The 15,358-nt window shown below is 64.5% G+C and carries 10 protein-coding genes and 2 tRNA genes; 1 reads left to right on the forward strand and 11 read right to left on the reverse strand.

The features are described from left to right. Positions 1-10: 10 nt before the first annotated feature. From ACU4IU_RS09100 to ACU4IU_RS09110, 3 genes are all read right to left on the reverse strand, one after another. Positions 11-2,572, reverse strand: coding sequence for an excinuclease ABC subunit A (locus tag ACU4IU_RS09100; RefSeq protein ID WP_446656509.1), 2,562 nt, complete (start codon positions 2,570-2,572; stop codon positions 11-13). A 125-nt stretch (positions 2,573-2,697) separates the two neighbouring features. Beyond that, entirely contained in the window at positions 2,698-4,146 is a 1,449-nt protein-coding gene (locus ACU4IU_RS09105) for an MDR family MFS transporter (protein ID WP_172173512.1), read from the reverse strand. Between the two features lie 249 nt (positions 4,147-4,395). After that, on the reverse strand, positions 4,396-5,268 hold the full coding sequence (locus ACU4IU_RS09110) for an endo alpha-1,4 polygalactosaminidase (RefSeq protein WP_446656510.1): 873 nt from the start codon (positions 5,266-5,268) through the stop codon (positions 4,396-4,398). Positions 5,269-5,456: 188 nt separating this feature from the next. Between ACU4IU_RS09110 and ACU4IU_RS09115 the strand changes: the two genes are divergently transcribed. Beyond that, entirely contained in the window at positions 5,457-6,050 is a 594-nt protein-coding gene (locus ACU4IU_RS09115; RefSeq protein WP_172173133.1) for a CHAP domain-containing protein, read from the forward strand. A gap of 82 nt (positions 6,051-6,132) precedes the next feature. On the opposite strand, the gene ACU4IU_RS09120 is transcribed toward ACU4IU_RS09115, so the two are convergent. From ACU4IU_RS09120 to dnaN, 8 genes are all read right to left on the reverse strand, one after another. Then, positions 6,133-6,205: transfer RNA gene (locus ACU4IU_RS09120), tRNA-Ala, on the reverse strand. A 171-nt stretch (positions 6,206-6,376) separates the two neighbouring features. Next, positions 6,377-6,450, reverse strand: a tRNA-Ile gene (locus tag ACU4IU_RS09125). 149 nt (positions 6,451-6,599) lie between these two features. Continuing rightward, positions 6,600-7,460 carry a DUF3566 domain-containing protein gene (locus ACU4IU_RS09130; RefSeq protein ID WP_446656511.1) on the reverse strand — a complete coding sequence of 287 codons (861 nt, stop codon included), beginning with the start codon at positions 7,458-7,460 and terminating at the stop codon, positions 6,600-6,602. Beyond that, complete coding sequence (gene gyrA, locus ACU4IU_RS09135) at positions 7,457-10,024, reverse strand: DNA gyrase subunit A (protein ID WP_446656512.1); 2,568 nt, start codon at positions 10,022-10,024, stop codon at positions 7,457-7,459. Before gyrA ends, ACU4IU_RS09130 begins: the two co-directional genes overlap by 4 nt. A gap of 141 nt (positions 10,025-10,165) precedes the next feature. Then, complete coding sequence (gyrB, locus tag ACU4IU_RS09140) at positions 10,166-12,163, reverse strand: DNA topoisomerase (ATP-hydrolyzing) subunit B (RefSeq protein WP_139467608.1); 1,998 nt, start codon at positions 12,161-12,163, stop codon at positions 10,166-10,168. Between the two features lie 219 nt (positions 12,164-12,382). Then, complete coding sequence (locus ACU4IU_RS09145; RefSeq protein ID WP_101546518.1) at positions 12,383-12,895, reverse strand: DUF721 domain-containing protein; 513 nt, start codon at positions 12,893-12,895, stop codon at positions 12,383-12,385. Then, on the reverse strand, positions 12,892-14,028 hold the full coding sequence (gene recF / locus ACU4IU_RS09150; protein ID WP_139909528.1) for a DNA replication/repair protein RecF: 1,137 nt from the start codon (positions 14,026-14,028) through the stop codon (positions 12,892-12,894). The genes ACU4IU_RS09145 and recF overlap by 4 nt, the downstream gene beginning before the upstream one ends. Then, positions 14,029-15,168, reverse strand: a complete 1,140-nt coding sequence (gene dnaN, locus ACU4IU_RS09155; protein WP_172173149.1) for a DNA polymerase III subunit beta — start codon at positions 15,166-15,168, stop codon at positions 14,029-14,031. It lies immediately after the preceding gene. Between the last annotated feature and the right edge of the window lie 190 nt (positions 15,169-15,358).

Raw genomic sequence — 15,358 nt, forward strand, 5'->3', positions numbered from 1 at the left:
GTGCCTCAGATCACCGGAGTTCGGAGAGTGCCGCGGCGAGGTATTTCGCGGAGGGGCCCGCTCCGACGTCGACGATGTCGGCGGGGGTTCCGGTCGCCACGACCCGGCCGCCGTCGTCACCGGCGCCGGGACCGAGTTCGACGACGTGGTCGGCGACGGCCACGACGCGCATATCGAGTTCGACCATGACGACCGTGTTGCCGGCGTCGACGAGGGTCTGCAGGTGCGCGACGAGCCGGTCGGCATCCGCGCAGTGGAGTCCGGAGGTGGGTTCGTCGAGCACGTAGAGAGTGTCGCCGCGCTGGGAGCGCTGGAGCTCGCTGGCGAGTTTGACCCGTTGCGCCTCACCGCCGGAGAGCTCGGTGGCAGGTTGGCCGAGGCGCAGATAGCCGAGGCCGACGTCGATGAGTGCGGTCAGGGAGCGCATGATGTCGAATTCGCCGGTGAAGAAGTCGTGGGCTTCCTCGACGCTCATCCCCAGGATCTCGGCGATATTGCGTCCGCGCCACAGGATCTCCAGGGTGCTCGACTGGAAGCGGGTGCCGTGGCAGTCGGGACACTCGGTGTAGACCGAGGGCAGGAACAGCAGCTCGACCATGACCGATCCTTCACCCTCGCAGGTGGGGCACCGTCCACCGGCGACGTTGAAGGAGAAGCGACCGGGCTTGTAACCGCGCTCTCTGGCCTCAGGCGTCTCGGCGAAGCGGCGACGCACATGGTCGAACAGGCCCGTATAGGTGGCGACGTTGGACCGGGGCGTGCGGCCGATGGGCCTCTGATCGATGCTCACCACCCGTCGGACCCCGGTGAGTTCCCCGGTGACGGTGCCATCGAGTTCCTCGGGTTCGTCGGTGAGCAGGAGCTCATCATCATCGGACGCGGGTTCATCCGCAGTCGTGGAGGTGCCCAGCCGGTCGCCGACGATAGCCGGGAGCACCTGGCTGACGAGGCTGGACTTGCCCGAACCCGATACTCCGGTCACGGCGGTCAGCGAGCCCAGCGGCAGATCGAGGCTGATGTCGTGGAGATTGTTGCGGCGGATGTTCGTCAGTTTCATCCAGCCTCGCGGCTGCCGGGGTTCGTGGGGTTCGAGTCCACGTCCGCCGAAGACATAGCCCCTGGTCACGGATTCGTCGATCTCGGCAAGTCCGGCCGTAGGTCCGCTGTAGAGGACGTCTCCGCCGCGTTCGCCGGCGCCGGGCCCGATGTCGACGAGCCAGTCGGCATGGCGCATGATGTCCACGGAGTGTTCGACGACGAAGAGGCTGTTCCCGCGGTCCTTCAACCCGTCGAGGATGCCCAGCAGGGCATCCACGTCCTGCGGGTGAAGGCCGGCGGAGGGTTCGTCGAGCACGTAGACGACGCCGAAGAGGTCCGAGGTCAGCTGAGTGGCCAATCGCAACCGCTGCAGCTCACCTCCGGACAGCGTCGGTGTGGTCCGATCGAGTGAGAGGTACCCGAGACCGAGATCGACGATCGGCCGGAGCCGATCGATGAGACCCTCGCCGAGGCGGACGAACGCGGCGAGCTTGTCCGCAGCCAGGTGGTCGTCTGCCTCCGCAGCCGCCTTCGCCGAGGCGACCTCATCGCGGAGGACGGACATGAGTTCATGCAGCGGCAGCGCGGAGAATTCGGCGATGTCGAGACCGGCGATCGTCACCGACAGAGCGTCGGGTCTGAGTTTCTTTCCGTGGCACACGGGGCAGGGACCGGCACTGAGGAATTCGGCGACGCGCCGCTTCATCCCGGCACTCTTCGTGTTCGCAAACGTGTCGAGCACGTATTTCCGGGCTCCGACGAAGGATCCCGAGTAGGTCGGTTCGGCGCCTGCTGCGATCGCTTCGCGCGCCTCGTCCAGCGTCAGCCGGGAGTGGACGGGAAGGTGCGGAGTCTCTTCCGTGTAGAGGATCCAATCGCGGTGTTCGCGCGGCAGGTCCTGCCAGGGGACATCGACGTCGTAGCCGAGAGCGACGAGCACATCGCGCAGCTGGTGGCCGTGCCAGGCCTTCGGCCAGGAAGCGATGGCGCGCTCCCGGATCGTCAGCGTCGGATCCGGGACCATCTTGTCCTCGGGCACCTCGTAGACGCGGCCGATTCCGTGGCATTCCGGGCAGGCACCTTCGACGGTGTTCGTCGAAAAATCCTCGGCCAACAGCATCGACTGCCCCTCCGGGTACCGTCCCGCCCGTGAGTAGAGCATGCGCACGAGGCTGGACACCGTGGTGATGCTGCCGACGCTCGAGCGTGCGCTGCGCCCGCCGCGCTGCTGTTGCAGGGCGACGGCCGGCGGCATTCCCGTGATCGAATCGACGTCGGGGACCCCTGCCTGATCGATGAGCCGGCGGGCATACGGTGCCACGGATTCGAGGTAACGGCGTTGGGACTCGGCAAAGAGGGTGCCGAAGGCCAGGGAGGATTTGCCCGATCCGGACACTCCGGTGAACACGACGAGCGCATCCCGGGGCACGGTGAGATCGACGTTGCGCAGATTGTGTTCCCTGGCCCCGCGGACCCGCACGTCCGGCTGGATCTCGGTCGAGGATGTCGGAGCCGAGGGCACAGAGGAGGTCATGAGGTCACCGTACCAAGGTCGGGACCTCCGATCACCGAGGTGGCCGACGACAGAACCCCTCGTTCCGGGAAATTCGGAACGAGGGGTTCGATGTGCCTCAGTCGACCGCTGTCATGGGCCGACCGTCATTCGGCGGGGCTGGCCTCGGTCGGTTCGACCACCTCGGCGGGGTACTCTTCCTGGTCCTCCGGCTTGCGGATGAAGAACGCGAGGACGATCGGGACGATCGCGATGACCGTCGCCAACAGGAACGCGGCGTGACCGCCGGGGGCACCCGCCTCGGGGACGGACTTGCCCTCCGCCTGACCCGAGTGCAGGGCCGCGGAGTAGATCGAGATGAGCAGCGCGGTGCCTGCGGCTCCCGCGACCTGCTGCAGGGTGTTGAGCGCTGCCGAACCATGGGAGTACAGGTGGCGCTCCAGCGATCCCAGCGAGGCGGAGAACAGCGGGGTGAACGATGCGGCCAGGCCCAATGACATGACGATCTGGACGATGATGAGCAGCCAGATCGGCGTTCCCACGCCGGCCGTCGAATACGCGAACATCGAGGACGCGATCATGATCGTGCCGGGCACGAGGAGCGTCTTCGGTCCGCGGGCGTCGTAGATCCGACCCATCACCGGTCCGAGCAGACCCATGATCACCGAACCGGGCAGAAGTACGAGACCGGACTGGGTGGCACCAAGTCCGACGACGCTCTGCAGGTACAGCGGCAGCAGGGAGAACGTGCCGAACATGGACAGTGCGACGACGGCCATGATGATGACCGAGAAGACGTAGTTCCGCGAATTGAACACACGCAGGTCGAGCAGGGCGCGATCGCCCTTCTGCAGGACGAGCTGACGCCACACGAAGAGCGCGAGGAAGACGACTCCGCCGCCGATCGTCGCCCAGGCCAGGGTGCTCGTCGATCCGCCGCCCGCCTCACCGCCGTGGCCTCCGCCGAACTGGCTGAGGCCATAGACGATGCCGCCGAAGGCGAAGACGGACAGAACGATGGAGATGACATCGATCGGGGCGTGCGTCGACTCGCCGAGGTTGGTCATCCACTTCGCGCCGAGTGCCAGTGCGATGAGCGCGATGGGCAGGATGATGCCGAAGAGCCAGCGCCAGCCCAGCGAATCGAGGACGATGCCCGACATCGTCGGTCCGATGGCCGGGGCCAGCGAGATGACAAGGCCGACTCGACCCATCATCCGACCGCGCGAATGCGCCGGGACCACGTTCATCATCGTGGTCATCAGCAGGGGCATCATGATGCCGGTTCCTGCGGCTTGGACGATCCGTCCGATGAGGAGCAGCAGGAAGCCCTGCGAAACGAGGCAGATGAGCGTGCCCGCAGAGAACAGGATCATCGCGGCCAGGAAGATCTGGCGGGTGGTGAAACGCTGCAGGAGGAAACCGGTCGTCGGAATGACGACGGCCATGGTGAGCATGAAAGCGCTGGTCAGCCACTGGCCGAGCTCCGGAGGGATGTCGAGGGCCTTGTTGAGTTCGGGAATGGCGATGGCCATCGTCGTCTCATTGAGAATGGCCACGAAGGCAGCCACCAGCAGCAGCCAGATGACCTTCATACCGGCGGGGTCGATGGTGTCGTTATGCTGTGTCTGCGCGTGTGCGGGTGAGCTGTCGCTGGACAAGACGGTGCTCCGTTCGGATGTGTCTGAGGGGCCCGGGATGTGGGCGGAGGTCGCACGCAGATGCCGAATCGACGCGCAGACGAAAGTGTCAACAGCATCTCAGACTAACGTATTCCCGAATACCTCCGACAGTGGGGAGAACCCGAAATCGCGGCGATCTTCGTCACTGCTCGCTCGGTCTCCTCAGCAGGTGTCGTATCGGTACCCATGATCGCCTGCGGCGACGAGATCGCGGTCGCGCAGGATCATCAGCGGCGGACGATCCGGGACGGTGCAGGCGGCGGCGAAGTCCAGCCCCGCCTCGGCGAGGGTGTCGGGATATTCGATAGCGAGGACACGATCGCCGTAGATCTCGGTGTACGCAGTGCATTCGTCGAAGGCGGCGCATTCCTCGGCCACTGCGAAGTCGAAGCCGAGCTGAGAATGAGCGGTGTCGGCGAGCTCAGCGGCGTTCTTCTGTGCGACCGACAGACCATGGGCGTGGACACGGTCGACATACGCGGCCGCGAGTTCCAGGGCACCGGTTCGGTCGATGTCGGGGAATCGGTCGGCCGTGTCGAGATTGTCGATCTCCACGGCGTCGAATCCGGATTCGGCGCAGCCGTCGATGACGGGGCCGATGACATCGAGGATCTGGGATCGTCGGTCTGCGGTCGAGGGGTCGAGGATGTGTTCGTCAGGCCAATCCGGGTCGACGACCAGGTCACCGACGGCATCGTGGAGCAGCAGGTCAGCGTGGTCGCGCCAGTCCGCAGCCTCGTCAGGTTGGGTCTGGAAGCCGTTGACGTAGCAGACGGAGTAGGCCCCGGTCAGCGGCGCGGCACCCGCGTCGCGGACGACGATATCGATGCGGCCCCGCGAATCCGGCAGCGAGTCATAGGATCCGCCGAGCTGGTAGTCGAAGGTTCCAGACGTCGGCAGCGAGGGAGCTCCTGAGGTCGGCATCGTCGATGGCGGCGAAGCGTTCGCTGAACAGCCGCCCATTGCCACCGCAATGCCGATGGCGACCGCGGCCGCCATCCACCGCGGTGGAATCGGGCTCAGCAGAGGTCTCATGGAAACACTGTAGACAGAGGCGGCCGGCATCGATATCGCGGCGGAGTTCACACTCTCTTCGATTCGACGTATCGGATGTTCACTTAAGCGCTGTTAACGTCGGCGGAGGAAACGACCCGTCACCCAGGCGGATCGTCTCCTGGAAAGTCACTACCAGTCACACAGTCAAGCGGAACGAACGGATGAGAATGACTCTGAAGAACGTCACCACAAAGACCATGACAGCTGCGATGATCGCCGGAGCCGCCGTGCTCGGCTCCAGTTCGATCGCCTCCGCCGCCCAGCCGGCGGCACCGCCCGCCGCTTCCGCGGGAGCCGCCTCCGCCGCAGCCGAGAACTCGGCTGCGGACTCCGGCACCGCCTCGGCGAGCCCGGAGGCGGAGAAGAAGTTCTCGAACATCGGGGACTTCCTCAAGCACTACAAGGGCCAGTCGCTGGCGAACTCGCAGGGCGGCTACCAGGGAGAATGCGTCAGCCTCATCTCCCGGGCCCTCGAAGAGGTCCACGGCGTCGACCACGGAGCGTGGGGCAACGCCGTCGACTATCAGGCAGGCGGCTCCGGCGGTGACAAGATGAAGGCGAACGGCTTCACCTGGCACACCGACCAGAAGTTCAAGAACGGCGACATCCTCGTCTGGGGCGACGGCGACAACACCACCGCCTACGGTCACATCGGCATCTACTACGAAGGCCAGGTGTGGCACCAGAACTTCAACGGCGACCGCAGCCTGCACACCTATGACGGCCTCATCGACGGCTACCTCGGCTACTGGCGCGCCTGATAGGTTTTCGCAACGACGAAGGCTCCGAACCAATGTGGTTCGGAGCCTTCGTTCTACGAGTGCTGTCTCAAAACTACTCGAGTGGAGGTAAGGGGACTCGAACCCCTAACCCTCTGCTTGCAAAGCAGATGCGCTACCAATTGCGCCATACCCCCGAAACGGGTTCACACCCTCACACCGAGTCGGTGTGTTCGGACCATTCGGCTTGGGCACTCTGGTTCTGGTGCCGCCACCCGAAGAACACTCCCAGTCCCACTAACGTGAGACCGCTGAGAATCCATCTTCTCATGATCCTCCTCGAAAGGAAATCCTGTTGTGACAGGACGTGGGCCTACCTGGACTTGAACCAGGGACCTCTTCGTTATCAGCGAAGCGCTCTAACCGCCTGAGCTATAGGCCCTCATCGGGTGAACCCGAAGTAAAACAATACCCATCGACCGCAGCTAAACACAAATCGACGCCCAGTGACCCCTCTCACACCCTCCCAGAACTACCTGACGGCGGCCCAGATACCTCGCGCGAGGTTGCTGGGCCGCCGTCAGGTAGCAATTAGTCGTCGGTGAGGGTGAGGCTGAATCCGCCGGCGATGAGGGAGCCGATGTTGTAGATGAAGGCCGCAAGCGTCGACAGCGCCGTCATCAGCACGATGTTGATGACCGCGATGATGAAGCCGGCCGCGACGACTCGGCCGAAGCCGAAGATGCCGACGATCCGCTCGGCCGACTCGGCGCCGGCGAGCTCGCTCATCGTCGATTCGAGGCCGCTCATCACACCGGTCGCCTGCAGCACGACCCACAGGACGATGAAGGCGACGATCGTGGCTATGCCGATCGCCACGGACATGAGGAACGACATCTTCATGACCGACCACGGATCGACCGCGGAGACGGTGAGGCGGACGGTGCGGGGGCCTTTCTTCTTCTTGCCCTTCCCGCTGTCGACCATGTTCTTCACACCCATCTTCACGCTGCCGGAGCTCGCGCGGACGGTGTTCGCGGCATTTCCCATCACCGAGGTGGCGCCGCGGTTGCCGCCGCCCGATCCCTGGGAACCTGTTCCCTGTGAACCGGAAGCCGGTGCGCCGGATCCCTGGGACCCGGCCTGAGCACCCGATCCCTGAGATCCGGTGTGTGCCGACGGCGTCGTGCCCGCCGAGGGTGCCCGGTTGGGCTTCGGCGAGGCCTTCGGAGCGGGAGGTGCGACGACGGTGACGTTCTGGCTGTTCGGTCCCGAAGAGCCGCGACCGGGGCCGGATCCCTGTTTCGCGCCGGTTCCCGACCCGGAGTTCGAGCCTGAACCGCTTGCTGCAGCCGACTTGTCGTCCGACTTCGACGATCCGGCCGTCAGACGGGTCGAGCCGCTCGACGTGCGTATGATCTTGCCTGAGCCTGGCTGTCTGCTATCGCTCACTCTTCCACATCCTCGTTGCCGGTCTGAGGCTCTGCGACCTCACCTTCCGGGACCTCGGCATCGTCTTCGCTTTCGATCTCGTCTTCGACCTCGGCTTCGGGCCCACGGGTCACTGCGATAATACGATCTTTCTTATCCGGTTTCGCGAACACCACACCCATGGTGTTGCGTCCCTTCGCCGGAACTTCATCGATGCTCGACCGAACGATCTTACCGCGCTCCATGACCACTAGGACCTCCTCACCGTCTTCGACGATGAGTCCGCCTACCAAGTCTCCGCGCTGTTCGGTGATCTTCGCAACCCGGATTCCCAGACCGCCGCGCCCCTGCAGGCGGTACTCGTCGACCGGGGTGCGCTTGGCGAACCCGGCTTCCGTGACGACGAAGACGTAGGTGTCCGGCCGAACGACGTCCATCGTGAGCAGCTCGTCGTCGTCCTTGAACTTCATACCTGTGACGCCACCGGTGACTCGGCCCAGGGGACGGATCGACTCGTCATCGGCGGCGAAGCGGATCGACATGCCCTTGCGCGAGATCAGCAGCAGGTGATCCTCAGCACCGACGATGCGGGCCGAGACCAGCTCATCGGGCTGACCCTTGTATTCGCGCAGGTTGATGGCGATGACACCGCCGGTGCGGTTCGAGTCGTACTCGCTCAGGCGGGTCTTCTTCACCACACCGGAACGGGTGGCGAGGATGAGGAAGTCGGCTACTTCGTAGTCCCGGATCGACAGCACCTGTGCGATCGTCTCACCTGGTTGGAGGGCGAGCAGGTTCGCTACGTGCTGGCCCTTGGCGTCCCGTGAGCCTTCGGGCAGCTCATAGGCCTTCGCCCGGTACACGCGACCGGTGTTCGTGAAGAACAGCAGCCAGTTGTGGGTCGAGGTGACGAAGAACTGTTCGACGACGTCGTCGCCGCGCAATGCCGCGCCCTTGATGCCCTTGCCGCCACGGTGCTGGGCCCGGTAGAGGTGAGTCTGGGTCCGCTTCGCGTAACCGCCGCGGGTGATCGTGACGACGACCTCTTCCTCGGGGATGAGGTCCTCCATGGACACGTCTCCGTCGAATCCGGCGAGGATCTTCGTCCGGCGATCGTCACCGTAGCGCTCGACGATCTCGTCGAGTTCCTCGGACACGATCTCACGCTGGCGAGCCGGGGTTGCCAGGATGTGGTTGTACTCGGCGATCTGCTGCTCGATCTTCTCGGCCTCTTCCTGGATCTTCAGTCGCTCCAGTGCGGCCAGCCGGCGCAGCTGCAGGTCGAGGATCGCATTGGCCTGGAGTTCGTCGACCTCGAGCAGCTCCATCAGTCCGCTCCGCGCCTCGTCCGAGGACGGGGAGCGGCGGATCAGGGCGATGACCTCGTCGAGGGCGTCGAGGGCCTTGAGGTAGCCGCGCAGGATATGCGCGCGTTCCTCGGCCTTGCGCAGACGGAACTGCGTGCGACGGACGATCACTTCGATCTGGTGCTTGACCCACAGACGCAGGAAGGAGTCGATGCTCAGTGTGCGCGGCACGCTGTCGACGAGGGCCAGCATGTTCGCGGAGAAGTTCTCCTGCAGCGACGTGTGCTTGTACAGGTTGTTGAGCACGACCTTGGCCACGGCATCGCGCTTGAGCACGATGACCAGGCGCTGACCGGTGCGGCCGGAGGACTCGTCGCGCAGGTCGGCGATGCCGGCGACCTTGCCGTCCTTGACGTAGGAGGCGATCTTCGCGGCCAGTGTGTCCGGGTTGACCATGTACGGCAGCTGGGTGACGACGAGGCAGGTCCGGCCCTGGATCTCTTCGACTTCGACGACTGCCCGCTGGGTGACCGATCCGCGACCGGTGCGGTAGGTGTCCTCGATGCCCTTGCGGCCGAGGACCGTCGCGCCCATCGGGAAGTCGGGTCCCTTGACGATGCCGAGGAGGGCTTCGAGCGCCTCTTCCTTACTCGCCTCCGGGTGGGACAGCAGCCACTGTGCGCCCTGGGCGACCTCACGCAGGTTGTGCGGAGGAATGTTCGTGGCCATACCCACGGCGATGCCTGCCGAGCCGTTGACCAGCAGGTTCGGGAACCTGGAGGGCAGGACCATGGGTTCCTGGTTGCGGCCGTCGTAGTTGTCCTGGAAGTCGACGGTGCCTTCTTCGATGTCCCGGACCATCTCCATGGCCAGGGGCGCCATCTTGCACTCGGTATAACGCGGTGCGGCCGCTCCGTCGTCGCCCGGGGAGCCGAAGTTGCCCTGACCGGCCACGAGCGGGTAGCGCATCGTCCACGGCTGCACGAGGCGGACCATGGCATCGTAGATCGCCGTGTCACCGTGCGGATGGTACTGGCCCATCACGTCGCCGACGACGCGCGAGCACTTGGAGAAGTTGCGGTCGGGGCGGTACCCGCCGTCGAACATCGCGTAGAGCACGCGGCGGTGGACGGGCTTGAGTCCGTCACGGACGTCGGGCAGGGCACGTCCGACGATCACGCTCATCGCGTAATCGAGGTACGACCTCTGCATCTCGAGGTTGAGGTCAACCTGTTCGATCCGGTTGATTTCTGTTCCGATATCGTTCTCGTCGGCCAATGTGGGCTCTTCCCTTGTGTTCGAACCGTGTCCGGCTGGATCTCAGCCGTGTGCGGCGGCGATTGGTGCGTGCAAAGAATGGGGGCGGTGCATCCGGTCTCCCACCCTCACCGAGGCGGCTGCCCCGGTGAGGACGGACGATCAGATATCGAGGAAGCGGACGTCCTTCGCGTTCTCCTGGATGAAGCGGCGACGCGAATCCACGTCATCGCCCATGAGGACGGTGAAGATCTCGTCGGCGACGATCGCATCGTCGAGCGACACCTGCTTGAGCAGCCGGTGGTCGGGATCCATCGTCGTCTCCCACAGCTCCTCGTAGTTCATCTCGCCCAGACCCTTGTAGCGCTGGATCGCGAGATCCTTGGGCAGTCGCTTGCCGGCGGCCCGCCCGGTCTCGAGCAGTCCGTCGCGTTCCTTATCGGTGTAGGCGAACTGGTGCGGGGCGTTCGACCACTTGATGCGATAGAGCGGCGGGGTGGCGAGGTAGACGTAGCCGTGCTCGATGAGCGGCTTCATGTACCGGAAGATCAGCGTCAGCAGCAGGGTCGTGATGTGCTGACCGTCGACATCGGCGTCGGCCATGAGGACGATCTTGTGATAGCGCAGCTTCTCGAGATCGAACTCCTCACCGATGCCGGTGCCGAAGGCCGTGATCATCGCCTGGACTTCGTTGTTGCCCAGCGCACGGTCGAGTCGAGCCTTTTCGACGTTGAGGATCTTTCCGCGCAGCGGCAGGATCGCCTGAGTGTTCGGGTTGCGGCCCTGAGTCGCCGAGCCGCCGGCCGAGTCACCCTCGACGATGAAGACTTCCGAGATCGACGGGTCCTTCGACTGGCAGTCCTTGAGCTTGCCGGGCATGCCCGAAGACTCGAGCAGTCCCTTGCGGCGAGTGGCCTCACGGGCCTTGCGGGCGGCCAAGCGGGCCTGGGAGGCCTGCAGCGCCTTGCGCACGACGTCCTTGGCCTGGGCCGGGTTCGACTCGAACCAGTGTCCGAGTTCGTCGCGGACCACGCGCTGGACGAAGCCCTTGACCTCGGAGTTGCCGAGCTTCGTCTTCGTCTGCCCCTCGAACTGGGGATCGCCGAGCTTGACGGAGATGACGGCCGTGAGACCCTCGCGGATGTCATCGCCGGTGAGGTTCGGGTCCTTGTCGCGCAGCAGCTTCTGGTCCTTCGCATACGCATTGACCAGCGAGGTCAGAGCCGTGCGGAAGCCCTCTTCGTGGGTGCCGCCCTCATGGGTGTTGATGACGTTGGCGTAGGTGTGGACGGACTCGTTGTACGACGTCGTCCACTGCATCGCGATCTCGAGCGCGAGAGTCTGTTCGCCCTCTTCGGCTTCGAAGACGATGACATCGGGGTGGACGAGATCGGCCTTCTTCGTCGAGTTGAGGTACTCGACATAGTCGAGCAGACCGTTCGCGTACTCGTAGGTGACGGTGCGCGGCTTCCACTCGGTCGCCTCGTCCTCGTCGATCTGGACATCGTCGTCATCGACTTCGTTGTGGCGCTCATCGGTGAGGCTGATCTTCAGGCCCTTGTTGAGGAAGGCCATCTGCTGGAAGCGCGCACGGAGGTACTCGTAGGAGAAGTCCGTGGTCTCGAAGATCGAGCCGTCCGGCCAGAAGGTCACGGTCGTGCCCGTCTCATCGGTGGCTTCGCCGCGCTGCAGTTCGCCGTTGGGCACACCACGGTCGAAGTCCATCGTCCACACGTAGCCGTCGCGCCTGACTTCGACCTCGAGTCGTTCGGACAGTGCGTTGACGACGGTCGAACCCACACCGTGGAGACCGCCTGCCACGGCATATCCGCCGCCGCCGAACTTACCGCCGGCGTGGAGGATCGTGAGGATCACCTCGACGGTCGGCTTGCCTTCCGTCGGGTGCATCGCCACCGGCATTCCACGGCCGTCATCGGCGACACGGACGCCTCCGTCGGCGAGGATGGTGACCTCGATATGATCGCAGTAGCCGGCCATCGCCTCGTCGACCGAGTTATCGACGATCTCCTGAACGAGGTGGTGGAGACCACGTTCCGAGGTCGAACCGATGTACATGCCGGGCCGTTTCCGGACTGCCTCGAGACCCTCGAGAACAGTGATGTCGCCGGCATCATAATGAGGCTGATCCTCGGTCGTCATATGACTCCTTGTTCGGATGGTCGCTATCAGCTCCCCATTCTACCGCGCCGCACGCTGAAATGCCCGTAAGCGGCCTGTGAAGGCATATTTCCCGAATTTTCGTGCCGCAGATGTACCCCCGGACAGGTGAGGTAGCGGCTATGGCCGTTTAAGGCCCTCTGTGTTCTTCTCAGAAATACAGGGATTCTTCCCGGAATTTCGCCGAGGCGGCTGCCCACTTCACCCGAATGTGTCCCGGGGTCCGCGGCCGGCCACCGATCGTCGACCGCGTTTGAAGCTGCGTCCCTGTGGCCCCTTGATCTCGATCTCGGTGATCGTCGCCGAACCCAGCCCTTCCTCGAGTCTGCGCAGGATCGTCGGTTTGAGCACCCGCAGCTGGGTCGCCCAGGTCGTCGAGTCTGCGGCGATGACGAGCAGGGGAGGAGAGAAGTCGACGGGCGTCGCGTGCTGGGCCACCTGGGGTCCGACGAGGTCGGGCCACCGGCCGAGCACCTTGCCGATGTCGAGTGAGGACGACCAGCCGCGGTCCGTGATGAGCGACCCGAGCACGGATGACACGGTCTTCGGGTCACGGCCGTCACGACCCGATCCGGAGTAGACGGCTTCGCCGCGCAGGCGGGAACGGCGACGGCTGCGGACGAACTTCGCTTCGGTGACCTCCATCCGTCGGACTCGGTCGAGGGCTTCGAGTGCGGCGACGGGAGTGGAGTAGTCCCGGTCGATGCCGCTCATGATGCGCCGCTCTGCAGAAGTCGGGACTGGTCGATCCGGATTCCTTCGAGACCATCGGGCAGATCGGAGTCGACGGCCGCGGTGATGAAGACCTGTTCGGCCGATGTCACTCTGGACGCCAGACGCTGACGCCGACCGGTGTCGAGTTCGGCGAAGACGTCATCGAGGACGAGGATCGGCTGTTCAGCGGCGCTTCCGGCATCGGCGGAGAGCAGATCCCACCCTGCCAGCTGCATGGCCAACGCCAGCGACCAGGTCTCTCCGTGAGAGGCATAGCCTTTCGCCGGATGGGTTCCGATCATCAGGGACAGATCATCGCGACCGGGTCCGTGCAGGGTCAGTCCGCGCTCGATCTCAGTCGTGCGGCGACGATCGAGGGCCGCCAGCAGCAGCTCCTTGCAGTCGGCAGCGGATGCTGCCTGCGAGTAGTCGATGCGCGAATCGTAGGCGATGTGGGCGCCTTGCCGTTCCAGTCGGGCATCGGCTGCGATATAGGCGAAGTTCGTCTGCAGCGGCTCGACGATATCGGCGAGGATCCGCTGTCGCCCGAAGACGAGTTCGGCAGCGGAGTCCGCGTAGGCCATATTCCAGATGTCGAGTGTCGCCTCGAGGCCGGGATCGCGGTCCTCGCGGAGCCGTTTGAGCAGAGCATTGCGCTGTTTGAGTGCCCGTTCGAAGTCCGTGATGATCGAAGCGAAGCGCGGATTTCGCGCCACGACGAGCGTGTCGATCCACGACCGGCGTTCGGCCGGTTCACCGCGGACCAGACTGAGATCCTCGGGAGCGAAGACGACGCAGGAGACGAGGCCGAGGATGTCCTTGAGCTTCACCGCATTGCGGTTGACCCGGGCCCGGTTGGCACCCTTGGCCTGGATAGTCACCTCGACGGTGGCATGCCGCTGATCCCGGTTGACCAGTGCGGACACCGTCGCAGCCGGTCGCCCCTCGTGGACGAGCGGAGCGTCGAAGGCCACCCGATGGGAGCGCTGATGAGCGAGGTACCCGATCGCCTCGACGATATTGGTCTTCCCGGTCCCATTGTCGGCCACGAATGTGGTGACTCCGGGTGAGAACTCGAGGTCGAGTTCCGGATACGACCGATAGTCACGCAGGGAGAGTCGGGATATCCACATTCAGATGCGCGTGGGCATGAGCAGATAGCGATAGGACTCGTCGGCAGGACCGTCGAGTTCCTTCTGCCCGGAGATGATGACCGGCTTCATCGGCTGCGTGAAGGAGAAGTTCACGTACGGGCTCTCGACAGCGGCGAGACCTTCGGCGATGTAGTGCGGGTTGAAGCCGACGGTGATCTCGTCGCCCTGGAGGGTGGCTTCGACGGCTTCGGAGGCCTGAGCGTCGTCACCGGTGCCGGCGTGGAGGGTGAGCATGCCGTCGGTGACCTCGAAGCGCAGCGGTGTGTTGCGTTCTGCCACGAGTGAGACGCGGCGAACGGCTTCGCGCAGCACGGCGGTCTCGACGATGGCATGGATCGGAACAGAATCCGGGAACAGCGACCGGACCTTCGGGTACTCGCCCTCGATGAGCAGCGAGGTGGTGACTCGACCCGCCGAGGTGAAGGAGATGAGGTCCTTGCCGGCATCGGTGCTCAGGCCGATCGTGACATCGCCGCCGAGGGACTTCGAGACATCGGAGAGCGTGCGTCCGCGCAGCAGAGCCACGGCCGAGACGTCGGGGCGTCCCGGGTTCCAGGTGAATTCGCGAACGGCCAGACGATAGCGGTCGGTGGCGAGCATCGTGACCTTCTCGCCCTCGATCTCGACTCTCACGCTGGTGAGGATCGGCAGGGTGTCGTCTTTCGAGGTCGCGATCGTGACCTGTGAGACGGCGTTCTGGAACTCACCGGCCGAAACGGTGCCCGAGTCGTCGGGGATCTGCGGCAGCGCGGGGTATTCGGCCACAGGCATCGTCATGAGTGAGAAGCGCGAGGATCCGCAGGTCACGTCGACCTTCGCATCGATCTGTTCGAGAGTGACCTCTTGGTTCGGCAGAGCCTTGGAGATGTCGGCGAGCAGACGCCCGGAGACGAGGACCGTTCCTGCGGAGGCGACGTCGGCAACGATCTCGACGCGGGATGAGACTTCGTAGTCGAAGACGGCGAGACGCACTGTGCCGCCGGCTTCGGCGGTGATGAGGATGCCGGTGAGGACCGGAGCGGAAGGACGGTTGGGCAGAGTCTTGGTCGCCCAGGCAACAGCGTCAGCGAGAACGTCGCGATTGACTTTGAACTTCAAGGGGGATGCTTCCGCGTTCACTTTACTCCTTCGGGGTGGCCACCCGACCTGCACTGGGCATCTGGCACGAGATTCCGGGTTGCGAGTCACAGGCTCGATACTGCTCGGAAAACTTTACACAGCCTATCCGATTTGTGCCCACCTCAGGAGTGGCGGCCGAAAAGGGATGCCAGGGGTGCTCAGCGAGCGAATCTCGCATTCGAGAATCAGC

Source organism: Brevibacterium sp. CSND-B09 (assembly GCF_052906525.1).

Bases quoted from the DNA above. Each gene is read 5' to 3' on its own strand.
- ACU4IU_RS09100 (WP_446656509.1), bottom strand. From the start codon at position 2,572: ATGACCTCCTCTGTGCCCTCGGCTCCGACATCCTCGACCGAGATCCAG.
- ACU4IU_RS09105 (WP_172173512.1), bottom strand. From the start codon at position 4,146: ATGAAGGTCATCTGGCTGCTGCTGGTGGCTGCCTTCGTGGCCATTCTC.
- ACU4IU_RS09110 (WP_446656510.1), bottom strand. From the start codon at position 5,268: ATGAGACCTCTGCTGAGCCCGATTCCACCGCGGTGGATGGCGGCCGCG.
- ACU4IU_RS09115 (WP_172173133.1), top strand. From the start codon at position 5,457: ATGACTCTGAAGAACGTCACCACAAAGACCATGACAGCTGCGATGATC.
- gyrB (WP_139467608.1), bottom strand. From the start codon at position 12,163: ATGACGACCGAGGATCAGCCTCATTATGATGCCGGCGACATCACTGTT.
- ACU4IU_RS09145 (WP_101546518.1), bottom strand. From the start codon at position 12,895: ATGAGCGGCATCGACCGGGACTACTCCACTCCCGTCGCCGCACTCGAA.
- recF (WP_139909528.1), bottom strand. From the start codon at position 14,028: ATGTGGATATCCCGACTCTCCCTGCGTGACTATCGGTCGTATCCGGAA.